Source organism: Vibrio sp. NH-UV-68, assembly GCF_042940635.1.
Taxonomy (GTDB): Bacteria; Pseudomonadota; Gammaproteobacteria; order Enterobacterales; family Vibrionaceae; genus Vibrio; species Vibrio pacinii.
On the sequence record NZ_CP134976.1, the window covers coordinates 808428 to 830282 of the forward strand.

Here is a 21855-nt window from a genome sequence, read left to right on the forward strand (position 1 = left end):
AGAACAAGGGTGTAGTAATGAACCCTCTGTTAAACGACCAAACTCTGCACGGGGCCAATCAATAGTTTGCTACTCGATAGGTTTAGAAGCTCAGTCTGCTCAGCAGATAGAGACACGTCTTTTTCGACTTGCGAGAGATTAATTCCCACAAGTACCGTATCTTCACTACAGGTTCGAGCAAATACCAAGCACGCCTCATCGCAGTAGAGTTCGATGTAACTGCCATAGCGAAGGGCAGGACGCGTTTTTCTTAGCTCAATCTGCTGCTTAAAAAAGGGCAGAAGCTGTGACTCTTGTAACTTATCCCACTCCATGCATCGGCGATTGTCCGGATCCGCCCCACCTTGCATGCCTATCTCAGTGCCATAATAGAGACAGGGTGTGCCGACATAAGTAAACAAGAAGGTGACGGCGATCTTAAACAGCGCTTGGTTTTGGTCTAACAAAGTAAAGAAGCGCGGGGTATCGTGACTATCTAACTGATTGAGTTGGGCAAGCTGATTATCCCAAGGTATTTTTGCCCTTGCTTCGGCTAGCCAGTCTCTAAACTCAAACATGGTGATGTTGATGGGATCGAGCGCTATATCTTTGTTTGCCAATAGTGCACGCAGTGGATGGGCAAAGCCGTAGTAGTTCATCGAGCCGTCTTCTTGGTCGCCTTGCAGCCACGAAGAGGCTTCAAAAAAGTGCTCACCCAATACATAGCTATTGGGATTGACGGCTTTCGCCGAATCGCGAAATGCCTTCACGTAGTGGGCATTATTTTTCGCGCCCTCTCCCTCGCCCAGCATGTGAATTACATCAAATCGCCAGCCATCGATATTGTAGGGTGGCTTGAGCCAATATTTGATGATTGAATCTTCTGATTGGTAAATGGCATCTCGGACGTCAGCGTTTTCGAAGTTTAATACAGGTAAGCTTCTGATCCCTTTCCAACCAATGTATCGTTGGCTATCACCCTCAAAGAAGTAATAGTCTCGATAGCGTGATTGGCTCGATTGATACGCACCAGTGTCTTGATGCCAACCTAAGCGGTTGAACCAAGGATGCTCGGTTGAGGTGTGATTGAACACAGCGTCCAATACTATCTTCATTCCACGCCGGTGGATGTCATCACACAGCGCGGCGAAGTGTTGATTGTTGCCAAGATGAGGGTCGATATTATAGTAGTCCATCGTGTCGTATCTATGGTTACTTGGCGATGAAAAAATCGGGTTGAGATACAGAGTAGTGATGCCTAACTCTTGTAGATAATCGAGCTTGTGTTCAACGCCGTAAAGGTCACCACCGTAGAATTCGTACCCACCGTTTCCGCTCTGGTTATCGACGGGTTCCCCCCATTGTTTGGCGACTATAGTTTTTCGTTCATCAGCGACTTGATATTCATTGTCTTGAGTACTGATTTCAGGTTTGCCGTTGCAAAAACGGTCCGGGAAAATTTGGTAAAAAACTTGGTGTTTGACCCAGCTTGGAGGCCGCTGGTCTGGGTTGATTTTGAAATGTTTTTCTTGGCCAGGCATACGTTTAGTCACGCCACAGGCGCTCAACCAATACTGCTGCTTCTCAAGGATAAGTTTAAAGGTGTAACTATTGAGTGGTTGGTCATGACGCAGTTCGAACTCACCTTGCCAGTATCGCAAATGCTCGGTCTCTTGGACGACGGACATGGCGGCAAAGTACTCTTCATTGTCCGGTTCGTGACGAATCTGCACTTGATGATACGGCGTGGTTTTATCGGTGGCTAAGGTGAGCGTGAGCTTACGACGCTCAAGGGTAACCCATGGGGTGGTTTGTCCATGATAGAGAAAAGGAAAAGACATGGAAGCTCCTGAAAGTAGCAGATTGGAATGCTGAAAAATTATAGCGTCTGCCTTGGCTTCACTGCGTCAATACCTCTTGATTATGTGCATAGTTTGGCATTTTGTATGGGTGATCCGCACCAGAAGTTTTGGACACTGAGTTAAGTGAGTACAATCACTAACGAGGTGAACAATGACAACTAAGAAAACACGAATTAAACATGCTCCTGAATTTAAAGCCGAAGCGCTTAAGTTAGCAGAGAAAGTCGGTGTCGCTGCCGCCGCACGACAGCTTTCTCTATATGAATCTCAAATTTATGGGTGGCGTAAAGCCGTCAAAAAAGATGCGAAAATCAGCGATAGAGAAGGGAACTAGCCACTGAAAATGCCAAACTCAAACGATTATTGGCAGAGCAAGCTGAAGAGCTAGATATCGTAAAAAAGGCCGCCACCTACTTCGCGAAAAATCTAAAGTAGATTGCTATGAGTTTATGCTCGAACACCTGATGCAGTATAAGGTTGTCCGTATGGCTGAGGTGTTTGGGGTTTCTCGAAGTGGGTTTTATTATTGGATTGATAATCGGCATAAAGTCACCCAACGCAACGAACACCGAAAGCAGCTTGATAGCAAAGTTCGTGAAGTCTTTGATGATAAAAAGGAACGTGATGGTGCAAGGCGCATTCAAAAAGAACTTGAAGAAAATGGTAATAAACACGATGTAAAAACCATCGCCGCGAGCATGAGGCGTCAGGGGTTAGTTGCGAAGGCCGCCCGTAAATTCAAATGTACGACAGACAGTAAGCATAGACTTCCTGTAGCCCCGAATTTGCTTGAGCAAGACTTTAATGCGACAGCACCAAACCAAAAATGGGCTGGAGATATCACTTATCTAGCGACAAGCGAAGGCTGGATGTATTTAGCCGTTGTTATCGACTTGTACTCACGGCAAGTAGTTGGTTGGTCAATGAGTACCAGAATAATGAAATGGACCTACCCTTTTATCCGGCTTCACAATGAGCCATGATGAATTCGTTAACAAAACATCACTATAAGGGCAGGTCCACATATGAAGATTACTACCGTTGGTCTCGATATTGCAAAGTCTGTTTTTCATTTTTATGGCGTGAATCAAGCTGGCAAGCTCGTTAAAAAAAGAGTTTTGAAAAGAAGCCAAGTATTGGATGCGTTTCGACAACTCGAAGCTTGTAGAGTGGTGATGGAGTCCTGCGGCAGCGCCAACCACTGGGCTCGCGAAATACAAAAAATCGGTCACGAGGTCATGTTAATTGCTCCGCAATATGTTGTGCCATACCGACGTAAAAACAAGAACGACTTCAATGACGCGGAGGCCATTGCCGAAGCTTCTCAGCGTGCCAACATGACATTCGTACCGATTAAAAGTATCGAACAGCAAGATATCCAAATGCTCTTGCGCATTCGCTCTCGTATTATTGGCAATCAGATAAAACTGGCCAATCAGATTAGAGGGTTATTGGCCGAATATGGCTTGACGACAGGGATGGGTAAAGCTGCACTGCGTCGTTATCTGCCTGAGGTGCTTGAAGATGCTGAGAACTCACTAACTCACCTCAGCCGTGAGCTAATTGCCGAACTGCAAGAAGAGCTTCTTGAGTTAGATAGAAAAGTCGCCGAGTACGACAAAAAAGTCGCACTATCGATTAAAAACCTTGATATCTGCGAACGGGCACAAACGATTGTAGGAGTCGGCCCAATTACCGCCGCTGCAGTGTACAGTGCGATAGGTAACGGTCAAAACTTTGCAAATGGTCGCCATTTTGCTGCTTGGTGTGGCTTAGTTCCTCGCCAACACTCAACGGGTGGAAAGTCGACATTAGGGGGGATCAGTAAGAGGGGGAATACGTATTTGCGTACCTTACTCGTTCACGGAGCAAGAGCAACCCTAAGGTATACTGAAAAGAAAGATGACAAGCTGAGTCGTTGGGCCGAAAAACTAAAAAAAGAGAAATCCTACAATAAAGCGTGTGTCGCCTTAGCTAACAAGTTGGCGCGAATCGTTTGGGCAGTCATCTCCAGTGATAAAGAGTATGAACTTCAGTACGCTTAATCGATGTCAATCGCCAAAGTAAAAATCAAAGCAAACCGTTAATACACTACTCACCAACAGTTGCGACATGATTTTGAACTGATGATAAACAGTTAGACTGGGCTCCCTAAGAACTTCCTTCGTCATTGGCTCCTAGAAGCCGTCAGAATGATAAGTTAGGGAGCAGCAGATTGCATCAAGGCCAGGGAACAATCCCAGCAAACAGGCCGAATATATGACGGCAATAATTTTGTTTATTACAGCTCGAAATCACTTGCAAACTGGGTGGGTCCATATATGACCGCAACTCTGGTCTGTGATGCGCTATCAATGGCATTGTTCCGCAGAGGCATGCCAGAAGAAGTGATTATCCATAGTGATAGAGGTAGCCAATATTGTTCAAAAGACTACCGCGACTTAATCGCAGCTCATAATCTAAAGCAAAGTATGAGTAGGAAGGGAAATTGCTGGGACAACGCTTGTGTTGAAAGCTTTTTCCACTCAATGAAAGTAGAAACCGTCCAATACGAGCCGATAATGACCCGAGAAGAGATGCGTCAAGCACTCTTTGAATACATCGAAGTTGATTATAATCGAACAAGAAGGCACAGTGCTCTTGGGTATCTAAGCCCAGTTAACTTTGAAAAACAATATGTCGCTTAATGCGGTGTCCAGTCTTACTGGAGCAGATCAGTTGGCGATGTTACGTATATTTGGACGGGTAATCGGTGGATGTATTTAGCGGTCGTTATCGATCTTTTTGCTCGTAAAGTGATCGGTTGGTCGATGTCTTTATCACCTGATACTCGGTTAACAGGTAAAGCTCTTTCGATGGCTTATGAGTCACGTGGTAAGCCTAAAGGTGTCATGTTCCATAGCGATCAAGGTAGTCACTATACCAGTCGTAAATACCGCCAATTACTGTGGCGTTTTCAAATAAAACAGAGTTTATCTCGCAGAGGAAATTGCTGGGATAATGCGCCAATGGAGCGCTTCTTTAGAAGTCTGAAGACTGAATGGGTGCCAACTGTGGGTTATCGTAGCTTCGCTGAGGCTCAACAAGAGATCACCCGCTATATTATCGGATATTACTGCCAACTCAGGCCGCATCAGTATAACGGTGGCCTAACGCCCAATGAATCAGAACGATTATATTGGGAAAACTCTGAAACCGTGGCCAATTTTAGTTGACCACTACACTCGTTTGTTGGAACGGACGGAAGCAGTAGAAGTTTTGGAAGATGAGTTTCCACGGTTAGGCCTAGAATACTTCCGAAATCTTCATGATCCTACAGAACATATTACTAATTTACTATCAGCAATATCGCGAGCTAAGGATGAGGTTGTTGATCATAGAGATTATTTCCGCTTAGCAAAGGCGATGCTTGATTCTGCAGATACAGAAGAAAGTAAAACGGCAGCTTTGAAAGCAAAAGAAGTAGCAACGGTTTATGAAGCTTATGAAAGACTAAAGAAAGCTAGAGGCTGTATTGACTTTGGTGACTTAGTACTGCTACCTGTCAAGTTTCTAGAAAACAATGTTGAGTTGTTCAAGCACTTTCAATCGCTTTACGATCATGTCTTAGTTGATGAGTACCAGGATGTGAATCGAAGTAGTATTCGGTTGCTGATGCTACTGTGTGGAGATGGTGAAAACCTTTGGGCTGTAGGTGATGCAAGACAGTCTATATACCGGTTTAGGGGTGCTTCTTCGGTTAGTATGTCTCGCTACTGTACTCAGGACTTCCCAACAGCATTGCAAGGTCGTTTAAAAATCAACTATCGCTCTTCTGAAGAAATAATTAGAGCATATTCCAAATTTGCTTTCGATATGTCTGCAAACATTGGAAGTCCCGAATTGATAGCTGATAGGGGGGGAACTGGGTGCCTGCCTGAGTTTAAAGTAGTTGAAAAAGCAGACGACCAAGCTGTTGTTCTAGCTGAAACAATTAAGGACATGCAAGAGTCTGGATATTCATATAGAGACCAAGCTGTATTGTGTAGTGGCAATGAGCGACTATCTCAGCTTGCCGAACAACTGGAGCTCTTAGGAGTTCCCGTACTATACCTGGGTAGCCTATTTGAAAGAGAAGAAGTAAAGGATATGTTTTCTTTCTTGTCACTTTTGACAGACTCTTGGGGGAGCGGATTAGTACGTATCGGTCGGTGGCCAGAATTTGAGTTATCTTTAGAAGATTTAGATGTCATTTTGAATCACTTACGCACGGAGCGTTGTGAAGAAAAAGGGTGGTTGCTTGATTCGCAAGATATCACAGGGATATCTAGTTCTGGAAAAGAAGCGTTGTCCAAATTGGGTAGGGCGTTCGAAGGAATTGATAAAACGGATCACCCGTGGAAAATTCTTGCAACGTTAATTTTTGACAAAACTCGCATTGCTGCACGTCTCAGTAGTTCTGAAGTAGTCTCAGACAAAAACCGAAGCATAGCTATTTGGCAGCTAATGAACTTTGTGCGTACAGCAATCTCTGCTGAAACTGCTAGTGGCTTGCCGGTAACAAGATTGCTAGAGCGAGTTCGCCGTTTACTAAGGTTGGGTGATGACAAAGATTTGAGGCAGTTACCTGCTTCGGCACAGAATATTGATGCTGTGCGATTGATGACCATGCATGGTGCTAAAGGGCTTGAGTTTAAAGTTGTTCATTTACCAGGGATGAGCCAAGGTACATTACCGAGAACATATCAGAAGCCAGCATGTGAACCTCCGGTCGGTATGATTACTGGCGAAGATGACACTTCTGTTACGATGTTAAAAGCGGAACATGAAAAAGAGCAAGAGTGCTTGTTTTATGTATCGATGTCACGTGCTCAAGATAAGCTGTTTATGTATGCTCCAACCAAGAAATCTAACAATTCACAATGGAAGCATTCCCCTTTTATCTCGCGTATTCAAGATAAAGTTAGGACGAGTAATGTAGTTGATACTTACAATCTCCCACATATTGACTTAGATACCGATATGAATATCGCGGTTGATCGCGATTTTATCTTTGAGTCAAACCATTTAGGACTCCATCAACAATGTCCAAGGCGTTACCTTTACACCCACCTGCTCAAAACTGGGGGGAAGCGGACTAAAACATCATATGTCAAACTACATGATACAGTTAGGTTTGTGGTTCAGCGTCATATGGAAGAAGGATTTGACGAGTCAGAGCTCAAAAGTGTGGTTGAAAGTGCTTTAGCTATGAATGGATTGAATGAGCATGGGTATATCAAAGAATTCACTGATCTGGCTTGTTCAATGAGTAACTATTTTGTTTCTAGTCGAAAAAGCATGGAAAAAGCTACCATCTCACCTATTACTCTAGTTCTCGGTGGTGAGAAAGTTATCGTTCGACCTGACGATATTTTGAGCGAGCCAAGTGGAAGAAAAGTAGTACGGCGTGTTAGGACAGGGCATGCTCGAAAAAAAGACGACAGTGTGGGTACTGCAGCTTTTATTTTAGCTTCTGAACAAGCATACCCAAGTGCAAAGGTTGAAACGCTGTACCTAGCCGATGAATTGACGTCAGAGAGTAGTTTAACGGCTAAGGTTTTGAGCAACAGAAAGAAAACACTCATAGACATCATTACGAAGATCAGACTGGGTCATTTCCCCGTAAAAAGATCTTCTCGAAGTTGTCCATCTTGTCCCGCATTTTTTATCTGCGGTAAGGTTCCGTCGGGCTCAATAAAAAAAAGTTAAAAAAATTACCGGTTCTACCTGATAGTCGCGATTAAGTAAGTAAGACCAGAATGGTTCTGGCTGAAAACTAAAGGTACTATCAAAATGAAAGATGTAGAACAACATCCACATGATACTAAAGGCCACCACCCTCACGGTGGCCGAGGCTTCCGAATTTTCTTTGCTTTGGATAGCTTGCAGTTTCGCTCTCTTAGTGTACAAGATCCTGTTCCCACGGGACGTCAGTTAATTGAAATAGCAGGGCTTGATTCGTTTGATGATTATAGTCTCTTCGCTATCCTACCATCAGGTGATTTTGAAGATATCCGCTTAAACGAGACAGTTGATCTTAGAGCTCGTGGAGTTGAGCGTTTTATTGCATTCAAAACTGACCGTGACTTCAAATTTAGTTTGAAAGGTCGTCAGATTGTGTGGGGTAAACCTGAGATTGATGGCTCCGATCTTTATTTCCTTGCGGATGTAGCGGATGAGCAGGCTATCTTTTTAGATGTCAGGGGAGGAACTGATAGATTAATTGAGCCCGATGATACGGTAGATTTATCTGAGGCTGGTATTGAGCATTTTGTCGTGGCTGATAAGCCAAAGCCTGATTACATCATAACTGTCAATTCACGAGAACATGTACTTGATGACCCAAATGTAACTTATGAGCAGATTGTATCTTTCGAGTTCCAATATCCGCCTAGTAATCCTAATACCTGTTATTCAATGACTTATCGTCATGCAAAGTCTAAGCCTCACGCTGGCGAGTTAGCTGCTGGTGGTTCTGTAATAGTTAAGAAAAAAGGGACGGTATTCAATGTCACTGCAACTGATAAATCTTAATTCAGATCTTAAGCGCCTTAGAGATGAAGGATATTTCATCCAGGTAAAAAATGGTTTCTTGATCATGCGTGATGTCCCATACGTAAACTCAAATCGACAAGTATGTCGAGGGACAATTATCTCAAGTTTATCTCTTGCTGGTGACAGGACTCGAATTCCTGACACTCATGTAGTTCACTTCGATGGTGATATGCCGTGCAATGCAGAGGGGGAAGCTCTGAATGCTGTGGTACTCCAGAGCTCTATATTCGATTTAGGTCGAGGTATTACTGCTAAGCATATGTTTTCCAGTAAACCTAAGTCAGGGTACACCGATTATTACCATAAAATGACCACATATGCCTCAATTTTGTCAGGCCATGCTGAAGTACTGAATTCAGGCATAAGCCCTAAAGTGTTTTCGACACCAGAAGACGAGGAAGATAGCGTATTTAACTATACAGAGACGGCTTCTGGACGGGTTGGTATTGGGGCGTTAAGCGACCTGCTTGCTGAAGAGTCTGTCGCCATAATTGGTTTGGGGGGCACAGGCTCATATATCCTTGATCTAGTGGCTAAAACACCTGTAAGAGATATTCGTCTTTTTGATAGTGATGAGTTTTTGCAACACAATGCTTTCAGAGCTCCAGGAGCACCAACGCTAGAAGCTCTGCGAGATGCAGAAAAGAAAGTTGAGTATTTCAAAAGCATCTATTCGAATATGCATAAAAGGATCTCTACTAGTTCAACTTACATAGACGAGGAAAATTTAGAGCTGCTGAATGGAGTTACCTTTGCCTTTATTTGTATTGATGCCGGTACCAGTAAAAAGTCTATAGTGCAAAAACTGGAAGAACTTGATATTCCTTTTGTTGATGTAGGTATGGGAGTAGAGCTGACAGATGGTTCTCTAGGAGGAATCTTGAGAGTGACCGCTAGCACGAGCGGTAAGAGACAACACGTCCATGAAGGTAGAGTCTCATTTGGTGGTGGTGAAGGGAATGATGTTTATTCTTCAAATATTCAGGTAGCAGATCTAAACGCTTTAAATGCAGCTCTAGCGGTAATAAAGTGGAAAAAAATACGGGGTTTTTACCGTGATTTGGAGCAGGAGCATCATTCTACGTACACTACGGATGGAAATCTACTACTGAATGGAGAGTCCTATGCTTAAACATACGCACCTAGCGCATAAGTTTGTTCGTTCAATTCCGAAGCGGTTAGACCCTGGCACGTTGTACGTATCGATGGAGTATGCAACAGCTATTCATAGCTGTTGCTGCGGTTGTGGAAATCAAGTAGTAACACCCATAACACCAACAGATTGGCAGCTAATGTTTGATGGTGATTCTATTTCATTATCTCCTTCAATTGGAAATTGGGGATTTAAGTGTCGCTCACATTACTTTATCAGAAAGGGCATGATCGTTGAGGCAGGACAATGAGATAAGAAAACCATAACTGCCGGTCGCGATAACGATAAGCACAATAAAGCCAACTATTATCAAGAAAAACCTAAAGGCGATGATAATACCTATAACAACAGAGTTGGCTTATTTAAGCGAATGTGGCATTGGTTTTTTGGTTAATTATTTTAAATATCATCAGCTTATGCGCAAATGATTACTTTGGCTTATTTGTTAGTGTAGCGTTCTAACTAGGGTTAAATTTATGCTCTTACCAGAATATTTAGAAAATACGGAAATTAATAAGTACCAAGCTTCGGCAGTTGAAAAACCAGATAGACTTCCGTTTGATTTAATGGAACCTTTGATGTTTGAACGTTTTTGTTGTGATTTGATCGAATACATTGTGAGTTACAAATTGCGGCGTTCAATTTTTAAAGTGCTTCCAATTGGCACGGTAGGGCAAAAGCAATACGGAGCTGATATTTTCGTTGAAAACAGTGAAAGTACGAGAAGTACATATTCATTGTACGAAGTGAAAAGAGTAAAAAATTACAACGCTTCTGAATACAAAAGAACAGTGGCTAGGTTCTTAAAGAACTATGAAAACTGGGGTATCCCAATAGATAAATTCAGTCTACTGGTAGCAGAGGACATTTCTGCCGAGGATATTGCTCTGTGGAAAAAAGAAGCGCAGAAGCTTTCAGAGCTAAACATTGAATATGAAATCGTATCTATCAGTGAGCTAAACAAGTGGGTACGTGATTTTCCAGAACTTGTTTTCAAATATTTTCATGAGTCTTGGGTTAAGTCATATATGGACCCACCCAGTTTGCAAGTGATTTCGAGCTGTAATAAACAAAATTATTGCCGTCATATATTCGGCCTGTTTGCTGGGATTGTTCCCTGGCCTTGATGCAATCTGCTGCTCCCTAACTTATCATTCTGACGGCTTCTAGGAGCCAATGACGAAGGAAGTTCTTAGGGAGCCCAGTCTAACTGTTTATCATCAGTTCAAAATCATGTCGCAACTGTTGGTGAGTAGTGTATTAACGGTTTGCTTTGATTTTTACTTTGGCGATTGACATCGATTAAGCGTACTGAAGTTCATACTCTTTATCACTGGAGATGACTGCCCAAACGATTCGCGCCAACTTGTTAGCTAAGGCGACACACGCTTTATTGTAGGATTTCTCTTTTTTTAGTTTTTCGGCCCAACGACTCAGCTTGTCATCTTTCTTTTCAGTATACCTTAGGGTTGCTCTTGCTCCGTGAACGAGTAAGGTACGCAAATACGTATTCCCCCTCTTACTGATCCCCCCTAATGTCGACTTTCCACCCGTTGAGTGTTGGCGAGGAACTAAGCCACACCAAGCAGCAAAATGGCGACCATTTGCAAAGTTTTGACCGTTACCTATCGCACTGTACACTGCAGCGGCGGTAATTGGGCCGACTCCTACAATCGTTTGTGCCCGTTCGCAGATATCAAGGTTTTTAATCGATAGTGCGACTTTTTTGTCGTACTCGGCGACTTTTCTATCTAACTCAAGAAGCTCTTCTTGCAGTTCGGCAATTAGCTCACGGCTGAGGTGAGTTAGTGAGTTCTCAGCATCTTCAAGCACCTCAGGCAGATAACGACGCAGTGCAGCTTTACCCATCCCTGTCGTCAAGCCATATTCGGCCAATAACCCTCTAATCTGATTGGCCAGTTTTATCTGATTGCCAATAATACGAGAGCGAATGCGCAAGAGCATTTGGATATCTTGCTGTTCGATACTTTTAATCGGTACGAATGTCATGTTGGCACGCTGAGAAGCTTCGGCAATGGCCTCCGCGTCATTGAAGTCGTTCTTGTTTTTACGTCGGTATGGCACAACATATTGCGGAGCAATTAACATGACCTCGTGACCGATTTTTTGTATTTCGCGAGCCCAGTGGTTGGCGCTGCCGCAGGACTCCATCACCACTCTACAAGCTTCGAGTTGTCGAAACGCATCCAATACTTGGCTTCTTTTCAAAACTCTTTTTTTAACGAGCTTGCCAGCTTGATTCACGCCATAAAAATGAAAAACAGACTTTGCAATATCGAGACCAACGGTAGTAATCTTCATATGTGGACCTGCCCTTATAGTGATGTTTTGTTAACGAATTCATCATGGCTCATTGTGAAGCCGGATAAAAGGGTGGGTCCATTTCATTATTCTGGCCGCAACCATTTTCGGTGCGCTAACGGGGTCGGCTGTCGCCGCAACGTCAGCGATTGGTGGCATGCTGATCCCTATATAAATATGACACAGGCTATTCAGCGGCACTAACCGCTGCCGCAACGGTGCTAGGTAATATTATTCCACCATCAGGTATCATGTTGTTGTACGCGTTCGTTATGAATACGTCTGTAGCGGCGATGTTCTTAGCGGGTGTCACTCCTGGGATCATATTCTGTATTGGCTTGATGATCATGAACAAATTCCAGATTCGTAAATACCCGAGTGTTCAGCCAATGGAGCGAGCGCCCGCGATGGAGCGTAAGCAAGCCTTCCGTCTGGCACTGCTTCCTTTGATGACTCCAGTGATCATCCTAGGGGGTATCTACGGTGGTATCTTTACACCGACTGAAGCTGCGGCAGTGGCCGTTGCCTACGCGATTGCAGTGTCGCTGTTTATTATCAAAGTGACCAACACCAAAGCGACTTATGCACTTTTTGCCAAAGTAGCAGTTAACGCGGCCTCGATCCTTATCATAGTAGCGGCGGCTAGTGGTTTTGCCTCATTGATCAGTCTGTCTGGCGTATCGAATATGGTCGCTGACTTCATGAACGGCATTACTGATAACCCATACTTGATGTTTGCGATTATCAACGTTCTACTGTTCATTATCGGAATGTTCCTAGATGCTGGCCCTGCGATTCTTATCTTCGCACCAATCTTTGCACCGATCATGATCAGCGCAGGTATCGACCCAGTGCACTTTGGTGTTGTGATGTGTGCCAACTTATCGATTGGCTTGGCGACACCTCCAATGGGATTAGTTCTGTTTGTGGCGTCTGGGGTGTCTAAAGTGCCGGTGTCAGAAATTTCTCGCAAAATTGTTCCTTTCTTGATGGTTGAAATTGCACTGATTTTCGTGATCTCGTGTTTCCCTGAACTGGTTATTGGCCTGCCTAAACTGTTTGGTGTGATGTAGTTGAATGGCAACTCACTGAGCTTTTCATTAAGCACAAATTTGAATTAACACTATCAATCAGGTGAGTCTCCACGCTGCTGACTCATCGTTGAGGAGAGACAGAATGATCAATGATAAAGGCAATTTGCAAGCTAAAGCACACAAGATACTTGGTGCTTTGGGCGGAATTAATAATATCGAAGACGGCAAAATCGACAATTGCGCGACACGACTCAGAATTCAAGTGAAAGATATGGGCGCGGTAGATGAGCAGCTTTTACGTCGTCAAGGCGCACTGGGATTTATTCGCCTACCCGATAATCAAATCCAAGTGGTGTTCTTTGATGTGCACACCTTGGCTGATGAGTTGAGAAAGCAAGCATCAGAATAAATAGATTTACATTTATACAAGATTATAACTAGCTAATTTTTAAGGTAACGTTGAAATGAAATGGATCAATACTCGCTCTCACACAGCATGGTTGGATGCTGAAACTGATCGTATCTTCGAGTTTGGCCGCAACGCTGTTGTTGAAAACGGCTTTGGCTGGATCGGTAATAACGGCAATGTTCGCGAAGAGATGGGCACGCGCCTTTGGATTACAGCTCGCATGTTGCACTGCTATGCGCTAGCCGCACATATGGGTCGCCCTGGGGCTTACGATTTAGTCGAACACGGCATTACCGCGCTTGAAGGTCCTTTAAAGGATAAAGAAAATGGCGGTTGGTTCGCCACAATCGACAACCAAGGCGAGGGGATCATGGACTCCTCTAAGCAAGGATATCAACACGCGTTTGTGTTGCTTGGCGCTGCAAGTGCGGTAACCACAGGTCATCCACGTGCACAAGCCTTGCTAGATGAAGCGATTAACGTCTACGAAAACCACTTCTGGATTGAAGAAAAACAGATGTGTTTTGAGTCTTGGGATCAAGCTTGGACTGAAACCGAAGATTATCGCGGTGGCAACATGGCGATGCACTCAGTCGAAGCTTTTCTAATTGTTTATGATGTGACTAAAGATAAAAAGTGGCTTGATCGCGCGCTTAACATCACTGAATTTATGATTAACAAAACGGCGAAAGGTCTGAATTACCGTGTAAACGAGCACTTCGACTCGGACTTTAATCCGCTGCCAGACTACAACAAAGAGACACCAGCTAGCCACTTCCGTGCCTACGGTGGTACACCTGGTCACTGGATCGAGTGGGGACGCTTAATCTGTCACTTACGTGCCACGTTACAGGAAATTGGCGCTCATTGCCCAGACTGGCTGCTTGAAGATGCGATTGGCCTGTTTGATGCGACAGTTCGCGACGCTTGGCATGTTGATGGTGCCCCTGGCTTTGTTTACTCAGTCGATTGGGAAGGCCAGCCTGTAGTGCGTAAACGTATTCGTTGGGCGCCAGTAGAGGCTATCGGTACCGCTTACGCGCTTTACACAGTAACGGGCGACAAGAAATACGAAGACTGGTACCGCACTTGGTGGGATTACTGCCGCACTTACCTGATCGATTACGAAGGTTGTTCATGGTGGCAAGAACTGGATGTCAACAACCAAGCCGGAACTAGCGTTGTTTGGGATGGTAAACAAGATATCTACCACCTAATGCACTGTTTGGTGATCCCACGTTTGCCTTTGACTCCAGGTCTGGCACCTGCGTTAGCATTAGGTAAGTTGGATATCAGTTTAGCCTAAGACAATATTTGAATAAACTCTTAAACCAAAGCCCGAGCCTTAGTTGAGTTCGGGCTTTTGATTGTTAACACAAGTTATAAGAACGTAGGAGCCGATTCTCTCATACTGGATTCTTCAACTTTCTTTTTTAATGGAATAAGTTATCAACAAATGAGGTGACCTTCCGTCACGATTTGTGCTCATATCCTACTGATCTTAGTTCTGGTTATTTTGATTCAGTTTTGAAATCACTTGCTTCATCAGAATCTCGTGTAACTGTGTTGAGTTAAGGTTGCACATTGATTAATTCCTCTAATTCTTTTCCTAGAATGTCAGCTGGTACTGGGCCAATGCGTCCTTGGATGATTACCGGATGGTCTTTAACCAAAACGCACATTGCATTCAGCATCTAGCCCAATGCAATGTGCGCAACTAAGAAAATCTTTGAATCACGGACGAAGCCTGAAACGTTATTTGTAAAGACCTACAAGTTTGGTCCTTGTCTATCTCTTTCGTCTAACTTCTTATGCGCCCACTCAGAAATCTGAGGGGAATAGATGGTTAGCAGCCCAATTATAGTTCCGGAGACCAGTATTATTATCAATGCAACAGTACTGCTCATGATTCCCCCACCTTTTTATGCTTGATATCGAGTCTTCAGTTCAAAAGACTTACTTTAATGCGCTCGGGTAAAGCCATTTGGTTATTGGAAGTATATCACTGCCCCTATAACTATTAGCACCACAACCAGCAGAGATGTATGTTCGTCGCTACCTTCCGTTTAGGCGCCAAATAATTACGTTCTTTTCGGCGTTTCAAAGCGGACTTGACCACCTGATCTCGCCTAAACAGAGGCTGTCCATGTCGAGTACCTTTTGACTTTTCGCCGCGTTTCACTTGGAAGCCTGCAGTTTTCCATTCGGTGTATGTTTGAAGTTTTCTCATGATGTTGCCTCGCTTGGTTTATTTCAATCGAAGTCATCATCTCACTGAATTTCGATTCTGCAAGCTGACATAGAAATAGGACTAATGCTTGTCATGAAAATGAATGTAAGTTGCTAATATTATGCGAAAAAATGCTTTCTGTTGTTAGCAAAGGTCTATCAAGTCCGCATGAGCGCCATCATATGAAACGTATACATCAAAGCTTTGGAATAGTATTTTGTCGCTGTCTGCAATAACTCAAATCTTCTAATAGTTGTTGCCTATAACTTATTTGTACGTGCGCGGAGACCTGGGATTCTCAATAGGTGTGTCTTTTAGGACGTCTATTCATCCACACTATTTAGATTCATCATCATAATGCCCATCATGTGGAACAAATGCAGCAAAAGTGGGGATGATCGCTTAGTCTTTGACTTGTTTTTAATTCGTGAACTAGGGTGTGCTAATTCTAACCTAATCGCTCCTTGTGCTTTTTTACTACGACCTGATGGATTCCTCTCCTTGTACGTTTTAATACCTTTGAGGGCATCGAGCCATTCCGATCTTTTTATGCTGCTATCGAGGTACTGCGTTGAGGCTCGCCAGTGTGATTTAGGGATAAATAAGTGGGTTGTTTCCAGAAACTTGCTCAACTCGATGGGTGAGTTGAAATGGATACCTGAACGAGAAACACTGGCGTGCTTAAGGGCATACGTAATGGTATCGGCGATAGCATCATGATGTTGCTGGTAGTGTTCTTTCAGATTCTTTATGTATTGATTCTGCATTTTGATTTCTATGGCAGTTTTGAGTGCAGAGGGCAGAAGTTTCGTCGAGCGGGCATTAGAAAAATGGCGGGAGTATTGCTGACCAGCCGACTCCGTGGAAAATGCTTTGATGTGTTTGGCATTGCTAATCCACTTGTCTAATGTTGTTCTGCTGATTTTTAGTCTCGAACAAATATCTTCACGACTAAAGCCTTGTTGGTAATGCTCTAGAGCACTTTGGCAAATGGGAAAGGAACGGACTTCTCTATCTTCTTCAATATTGAGTGTGGGAACAATACCATTGTGTATGTTTGTTGTTAGCTCTTGAATAGCGAGCTTTTTCATCAAGTAGGGCAGGACATATCGTGTGAGTCTTTTTTCTAGTGGGAGTCTTTGAGGCAATAATCCTACTTGGCTCATCGCGCCTTGAGGAAGTGAAAAGTCGATATTTTTCAGTTTTTGAGCAACGATCCAGTCAGAAAAATGGAAATAATGCTCAAATGTCATGCGTGGCGACTCATGACCCGCCATAGCAGCGATGACATCGTAGCCGTTCATCGCCGATTGACCAAACACGATGCCTTTGATTTTCGCGAGCTGGCTTCTATCGTATGGGGATAACTGTTGGGGTAGTGAGCCTAATCCATCGGTTTCCAAGATAAGTTGCAGCCTACTTAGACAGCTATGGCGAAGGTGGTGAAACACAAAATAGTTTAATTGGGAAAGGGACTTGAGCAGTTCTCCAACAAGAATAGATACTCGAAAATTATCGACTGGAAGCTTTGTGTCGGCATCAAGCGAAAAGAAGGGGTGTTTTTGTCCAAGTTGTTGTTCCTGCTTGATATGGTAATAGTCGTTGATGATTTTTGTTTCGTGCTCAAGCAACATTGGGTAGAGCGGTACTTTACGTAAACTCGCCGCGGTTTTGTTTTGACCAAGGTGATTATCTCGAACGGAGAGCCACCCAATTCTGGAAGGCTCTATGTCCTTGATTCGTAACTTGACCAATTCATTGAGTCTGAGGCCGCACCGATAGGAGAGGATACACATCGATTGAAGGCACAGTTTATCGGCTTCATTTAGCCCCCCATAAGAAGATATACCGTCAAGTAGACCTGTGAATAGTGCTTCATCGACAAACGCAGCGCGAGTATGGGCTTGAGTAGGGTCAGTGTGTAAATAGTCACTTGAAATAGGCGTAAGCACATCGGCTTCCACAGCAAAGGCGTGTAAATCTTTGAGCCGACCTGCAAAGTATTTCTTTGATTTGTCTGTCGTGTGGCTGTCGATGGTTTGCTTATAGATTTGTTCCAATTCTTCACTGTTTAGCGAATTCAGTTGATAGCTTTCGCAGAGGTAAAGCCACTTGCGTGTTAGGCTCGAATGGTACGCTTTTAAGGTGCCGACACTGCAAGAGTCTAACTTATGGCGATACCACTGGATGAGTAAGCGTTGGTTTATTGCTTCTTCACCCGATATTTCCGCTATTAACGTTTCTAGGCTTTGCTTGAGCGTTACTTTGCTTACCGGTTTGAGTGTACCCTTGGGACGCAAACAAGCCTTTAGTTTGTCAAAGAGTAAAAGGTGTTGTGATTTTGGTTTCGTATTCTTCGCGCTTAGCTCAGAATCTGAGGAAGCCGAAGCGGGGGTAAAGTCGATATCAATTAATGGATAGACCATTGGGTGAATCAAGCGGGCAAGATTGCTCGTCGGTAGACCGTAAGATTTTGTTTTGCTCAGTTGGTATTCGATGAGTGCCTGGCTGATTGTTAAATCAGATTGGTTTTCTGCTACGTATACCGAGGTTTTGCAAAGTTGACTAAAAGTCAGGTCGCATTGATTTCTTGTCAATATGGTGCCCAACTCGCCTCTATCTCTAGGTGCCTGCCAACTATGGCGCCGCCATCGTTTCCATAAACGCAGTAAGCCAAGTGTAATAGGGTGAAGGTAGCAATGAAATTGGGTGACCTTGTATCCCGCGACATCAACATTGGTGTTAAACCTTCCAGAGTCGATGGTCACACTAATAAAAGGCGAGTAATTCCAATGGTTCACTTTGACGTTTGAATTAACAATTAATCTTTGGAAGGCGTCTACGACATCAGGATTTGCTTGACCGCTATGATAAATGAGCGAAAGGATTAGATTCCGAAAAGCTTGTTCCTTAGATTGAGCGGGGGACTTTATTAGCTCATCGAAGTACCAATGTTGATATAATTCATAGCCTTTCCAAGCTTTCTGCATCCAATCAAGCGCACGTAGTGGTTTAGCTGATTTTTTAGTGACAATGTAACTTGGAGGAGCAATCTTCCAGTTGTGGAGTGTTTGATAAGTCAGAACATTTTTCACTCCGATATTGAAGGCTCGCCTATAGTCTCTAAGTTGCCCAAATGTGTTGGTGATTTCATCGATGAACTTTTCCCATTTTTCATAAAAATGTTCTGGTTTCGGCACTATGACAGGATTGGGGAAATACTTCTCGAACACTTGCTGTGCTTTTAGGTTGACTCGCTCTATTTGGTTCAGTCGATTTTTACGGCGAGCCTCGACGCCTATCTCAGTCATATATGGCCTCCACGCCGATATCTAACAGATGTTGGTTAAGGATGTTTGAGGCCGTCACCATCTGTTGACGGGTGAGAGCGCTAAACTCGTGAAAACTGCGCTTAGACTGATTCATATGCCCCATCCACGCGTTAATAACAGAGATGTCAACACCCTTTGCAGTCAATAATGACCGAACATGATGCCGTGGCCAATTTGCAGGGAGAGGAAAGACTGAGTCAATGAAGAATGTGTAGTTGGATGGTGTGCAAGTTTCACATCGACCATCTCTTAAGTAGAAAAAGAGATGCGTGTCCCCGGTGAGCAATCGCTGATATTCGAGCGATAGTTCCGGTTGAGTGTTGGCGATCTGCAGAAATCGCCGTTTGCAATAGCTCAAATAGTTGTCAAGGATTTTGATCGCGATCTCTGGAAGCTTGATAACACGACTATTATCTCCGATACCGGACTCTTTATCTGAAATCCAATAGTCTCCGGTTTGCAGTGACAAGTGCGTTATTTTTCCAAACCAACCGGTGACGGGGCGATAGCCCGATGCAATAGCAAGAACAAGCTGCGTATAAATAGTAATGTCGTTATGATAACGTTCGTTCGTCTGCTCTTCTTTATTCAAGGTTGTCTTAAGATGGGAGAACAGTGAAGACAAGACATCTGCTTCGATATATAGGGGGGAACCGAGCGCTGAAGGGGCGGGAAATTCATCGAAGAGAGTTAACGCGGATGGTTCTGCTGCTAGCTGTGAGAGAAACTCCAAATAACGGTTGTAAGTTTGAAGGAGGTATTCATTTGATAGTTGCAGGTAAAACAAAGCGGGAATGGTGTTAGTGGGCTCTCCTGCAAGTAAAGCTATGATGGTCGAGTCGATGTTTTCATGTGACAGTTTCTGTCTAAGATACGATGACACTCTCCTCAGTGTTAAATGCGTATCATGTCGTTTGTTGATGTGACTGAGTAATTCTTTCAACTCCTGTTCTTCCAAACCTTTAAAAGAAAGGCTGCTCAACTTTTGACAGACAAGTTTCGGTAACGGCAACCAAAAATCTTCCGCGGTTTGTGTAAGCAGCGGGAGTAGCTCAGCACGCTGCTTTTGAGAAGGCAGCTTGTGCTTTCGGCAAAAGCCTATCAGATTTTTGTTTGAGGAACGCTTACTTTTCAGCTTTATCGCTTGGTGGTAGGTACTACCGCTCAATAGCATAACAAGCAGTAACTTGGCTGCCATCAATGTTTTTGAATTGCGGCTAATTTGTTCCATGCAATAGCGAACCAATGCACCTATTTCATAAGTGGTCGCACTGTCGATATCACAAGCAAGGCTCATGTCTCGCTTTTCAATTCTCGCTTGAATGGCCCGAGCATGCAAGGCGCCGGCCACGTAGCTCTGCTGAGTGGAGGTATAGCTACTGACTATACTTGTCGTTCGACTGCTTTCACCATGATGGTCTTCTTTTTGCCAGCTATAACTTGTTGATTTGGGACCTTCTTTAAACTGTGTTAGCTCAAATAACCCCTCATCTCCATCGTCATCAAGTTTCTTGAGTTCTCCCTGCTGAAGGCGGCCACTTTTTCTGAATTCACTGCTAGTGACATTTCGAGTGTAGCCATCAGAGTAATTTAAAGTGGATTCGTAGGGGCGGCGATAGTGATTAAGTTTGTCGACTACTTGGTTCGGGGGACGATCTTCATTGTCTTCATCAACAAGAGTTTGAAACGCTTTTACAAGTTGGGGAAAACTGAGCTGATCAATGTCTGGCAGGTAAGCTGCCATAGCTTCTCGTTTACCATTGGCAAATAACCTGACGTCATTACAGATTGCTTCGACTTTAGATTGATGCGTGCCAATAAATGAAAGGCGCGCCACGGACAAAAAAGTCAGCGCTTTATATTGGTCAAATTTGTTGTGGTCATAAGAGGTTAGTAGAAGATTGGATGACAGGAAAGCAGGTATATAGTGGACACCGAGCTTCTTACTATCGGAAATTGAAATGACAATGTCGTGCAAATTTGCCGTGGTTGGGGAACGTTGTACTTTTTGGGCTTCTGAAATAAGAAATGGTATTTCGGAAAACTCATCCCTATATTCTTCCCGGATGATTGCACATAGCCGAATGACTTCGGTTGCTATAAGGGCATTGTGATTTTCGTCGAATGGGAAGAGCTGCTTTAGAAAGCGCTCGATATTCTTCTGTTTAAACCGCTCTTTTACGCCTTCAAACATCTCGTTCTTTCTCCTGCAACAGTCGATCAAAAATGGAAGGTTCTCCATTGGATGGCGTTTCTTGGTGTTGTGCTTTTGCGTTTTGCTGAGCGAGAGAACTCCTCGAAGAGTGTGTTATGGCGGAGAGCTGTTTTTGGCTCAATTTATTCTTATCAAAAAGAGACTTAATGATGGTGTTTGGCGCCTGTTGATTAAGAGCTCGACGAAAGTCTTCTGCTGATTTGTTGTCGATTGAAGAAAGCATAGTGCGTAAGACGGCCAACCACGCTCTCTTCTCGACTTCTACATCACTCATCTTGTCGTAAACGAGCACTTCGCAGTCGACGAGCTTCAGTGTTGTTAATGAAAAACTGAATGATTCAAACCCGGAGATGATGGCGATTTTGGTGTTTGATATACGCACTGCCTGAAGCGTGAGACCGACATTAATCTGATCTAATGACGGCTGCTGCATCACCGCTTTATCCACCCAAAATTGCCGAGAATGAAAGAACGAAAAGGCGGATAGGGCAGCACTATGAATCGAAAATTCTAATCGGGTTTTTGAACGATTTGATAAGATGTGCGACATTTCAAACGCTCGTTTAAGTCAAAAAGTGTACAATAACTGTACATTAATTGAGACTCAAAGTTAAAAAAATCGATTAAAAATGTTGAAAAATGGGATTAAAGTTTGATAATGAATTTTATATAAAGTGTTGAAATAAAAGATTATGAAGAGTTACTAGTCGTAAAAATATGAGAGGGTGTAATGCTTCCAAGCT

Annotated in this window: 14 protein-coding genes and 3 pseudogenes; 12 read left to right on the plus strand and 5 right to left on the minus strand. The window is 43.6% G+C overall.

Annotated elements, in window-relative coordinates:
• Positions 1–29: 29 nt before the first annotated feature.
• Positions 30–1820, minus strand: coding sequence for a maltodextrin glucosidase (malZ, locus tag ViNHUV68_RS18005; protein WP_391090451.1), 1791 nt, complete (start codon positions 1818–1820; stop codon positions 30–32).
• Between the two features lie 172 nt (positions 1821–1992).
• On the opposite strand from malZ, the pseudogene ViNHUV68_RS18010 reads away from it, so the two are divergent.
• The 9 genes and pseudogenes from ViNHUV68_RS18010 to ViNHUV68_RS18050 form a co-directional block, all read left to right on the plus strand.
• Positions 1993–2779: pseudogene (locus ViNHUV68_RS18010) on the plus strand (IS3 family transposase); the annotation flags it as partial.
• 87 nt (positions 2780–2866) lie between these two features.
• The gene (locus ViNHUV68_RS18015; RefSeq protein WP_391090453.1) at positions 2867–3886 is read left to right on the plus strand and encodes an IS110 family transposase; all 1020 of its coding nucleotides are present in this window, start codon (positions 2867–2869) and stop codon (positions 3884–3886) included.
• 273 nt (positions 3887–4159) lie between these two features.
• Positions 4160–4528, plus strand: a pseudogene (locus ViNHUV68_RS18020) (IS3 family transposase); the annotation flags it as partial.
• A gap of 33 nt (positions 4529–4561) precedes the next feature.
• Positions 4562–5056: pseudogene (locus ViNHUV68_RS18025) on the plus strand (IS3-like element ISVch4 family transposase); the annotation flags it as partial.
• Positions 5001–7571, plus strand: coding sequence for a 3'-5' exonuclease (locus ViNHUV68_RS18030; protein ID WP_391090455.1), 2571 nt, complete (start codon positions 5001–5003; stop codon positions 7569–7571). The pseudogene ViNHUV68_RS18025 and the gene ViNHUV68_RS18030, both read left to right, overlap by 56 nt.
• A gap of 84 nt (positions 7572–7655) precedes the next feature.
• Positions 7656–8396 (plus strand): multiubiquitin domain-containing protein, encoded by a 741-nt coding sequence (locus ViNHUV68_RS18035; protein WP_078531857.1) that lies wholly within the window; start codon positions 7656–7658, stop codon positions 8394–8396.
• Positions 8371–9549, plus strand: coding sequence for a ThiF family adenylyltransferase (locus tag ViNHUV68_RS18040; protein WP_078531858.1), 1179 nt, complete (start codon positions 8371–8373; stop codon positions 9547–9549). Before ViNHUV68_RS18035 ends, ViNHUV68_RS18040 begins: the two co-directional genes overlap by 26 nt.
• Positions 9550–9622: 73 nt before the next feature.
• A complete protein-coding gene (locus ViNHUV68_RS18045; RefSeq protein WP_391091865.1) occupies positions 9623–9820 on the plus strand; it encodes a DUF6527 family protein in 198 nt (65 codons plus the stop codon).
• A gap of 226 nt (positions 9821–10046) precedes the next feature.
• Complete coding sequence (locus ViNHUV68_RS18050; RefSeq protein WP_391090457.1) at positions 10047–10697, plus strand: hypothetical protein; 651 nt, start codon at positions 10047–10049, stop codon at positions 10695–10697.
• Positions 10698–10872: 175 nt separating this feature from the next.
• Here ViNHUV68_RS18050 and ViNHUV68_RS18055 read toward each other — a convergent pair whose 3' ends face one another.
• Positions 10873–11892, minus strand: a complete 1020-nt coding sequence (locus ViNHUV68_RS18055; protein ID WP_391090453.1) for an IS110 family transposase — start codon at positions 11890–11892, stop codon at positions 10873–10875.
• A 218-nt stretch (positions 11893–12110) separates the two neighbouring features.
• Between ViNHUV68_RS18055 and ViNHUV68_RS18060 the strand changes: the two genes are divergently transcribed.
• From ViNHUV68_RS18060 to ViNHUV68_RS18070, 3 genes are all read left to right on the plus strand, one after another.
• Positions 12111–12965, plus strand: coding sequence for a TRAP transporter large permease subunit (locus ViNHUV68_RS18060; protein ID WP_391090459.1), 855 nt, complete (start codon positions 12111–12113; stop codon positions 12963–12965).
• 103 nt (positions 12966–13068) lie between these two features.
• Positions 13069–13335, plus strand: coding sequence for a glucose PTS transporter subunit EIIB (locus tag ViNHUV68_RS18065; RefSeq protein WP_391090461.1), 267 nt, complete (start codon positions 13069–13071; stop codon positions 13333–13335).
• A 55-nt stretch (positions 13336–13390) separates the two neighbouring features.
• Complete coding sequence (locus ViNHUV68_RS18070) at positions 13391–14641, plus strand: AGE family epimerase/isomerase (protein ID WP_391090463.1); 1251 nt, start codon at positions 13391–13393, stop codon at positions 14639–14641.
• Between the two features lie 1247 nt (positions 14642–15888).
• Here ViNHUV68_RS18070 and ViNHUV68_RS18075 read toward each other — a convergent pair.
• The 3 genes from ViNHUV68_RS18075 to ViNHUV68_RS18085 are packed head-to-tail and all read right to left on the minus strand — an operon-like array spanning position 15889 to position 21662.
• Positions 15889–18876 carry a tyrosine-type recombinase/integrase gene (locus ViNHUV68_RS18075; protein WP_391090465.1) on the minus strand — a complete coding sequence of 996 codons (2988 nt, stop codon included), beginning with the start codon at positions 18874–18876 and terminating at the stop codon, positions 15889–15891.
• Positions 18869–21091, minus strand: a complete 2223-nt coding sequence (locus tag ViNHUV68_RS18080; RefSeq protein WP_391090467.1) for an integrase — start codon at positions 21089–21091, stop codon at positions 18869–18871. Before ViNHUV68_RS18080 ends, ViNHUV68_RS18075 begins: the two co-directional genes overlap by 8 nt.
• The gene (locus ViNHUV68_RS18085; protein WP_391090469.1) at positions 21084–21662 is read right to left on the minus strand and encodes a hypothetical protein; all 579 of its coding nucleotides are present in this window, start codon (positions 21660–21662) and stop codon (positions 21084–21086) included. The genes ViNHUV68_RS18080 and ViNHUV68_RS18085 overlap by 8 nt, the downstream gene beginning before the upstream one ends.
• Between the last annotated feature and the right edge of the window lie 193 nt (positions 21663–21855).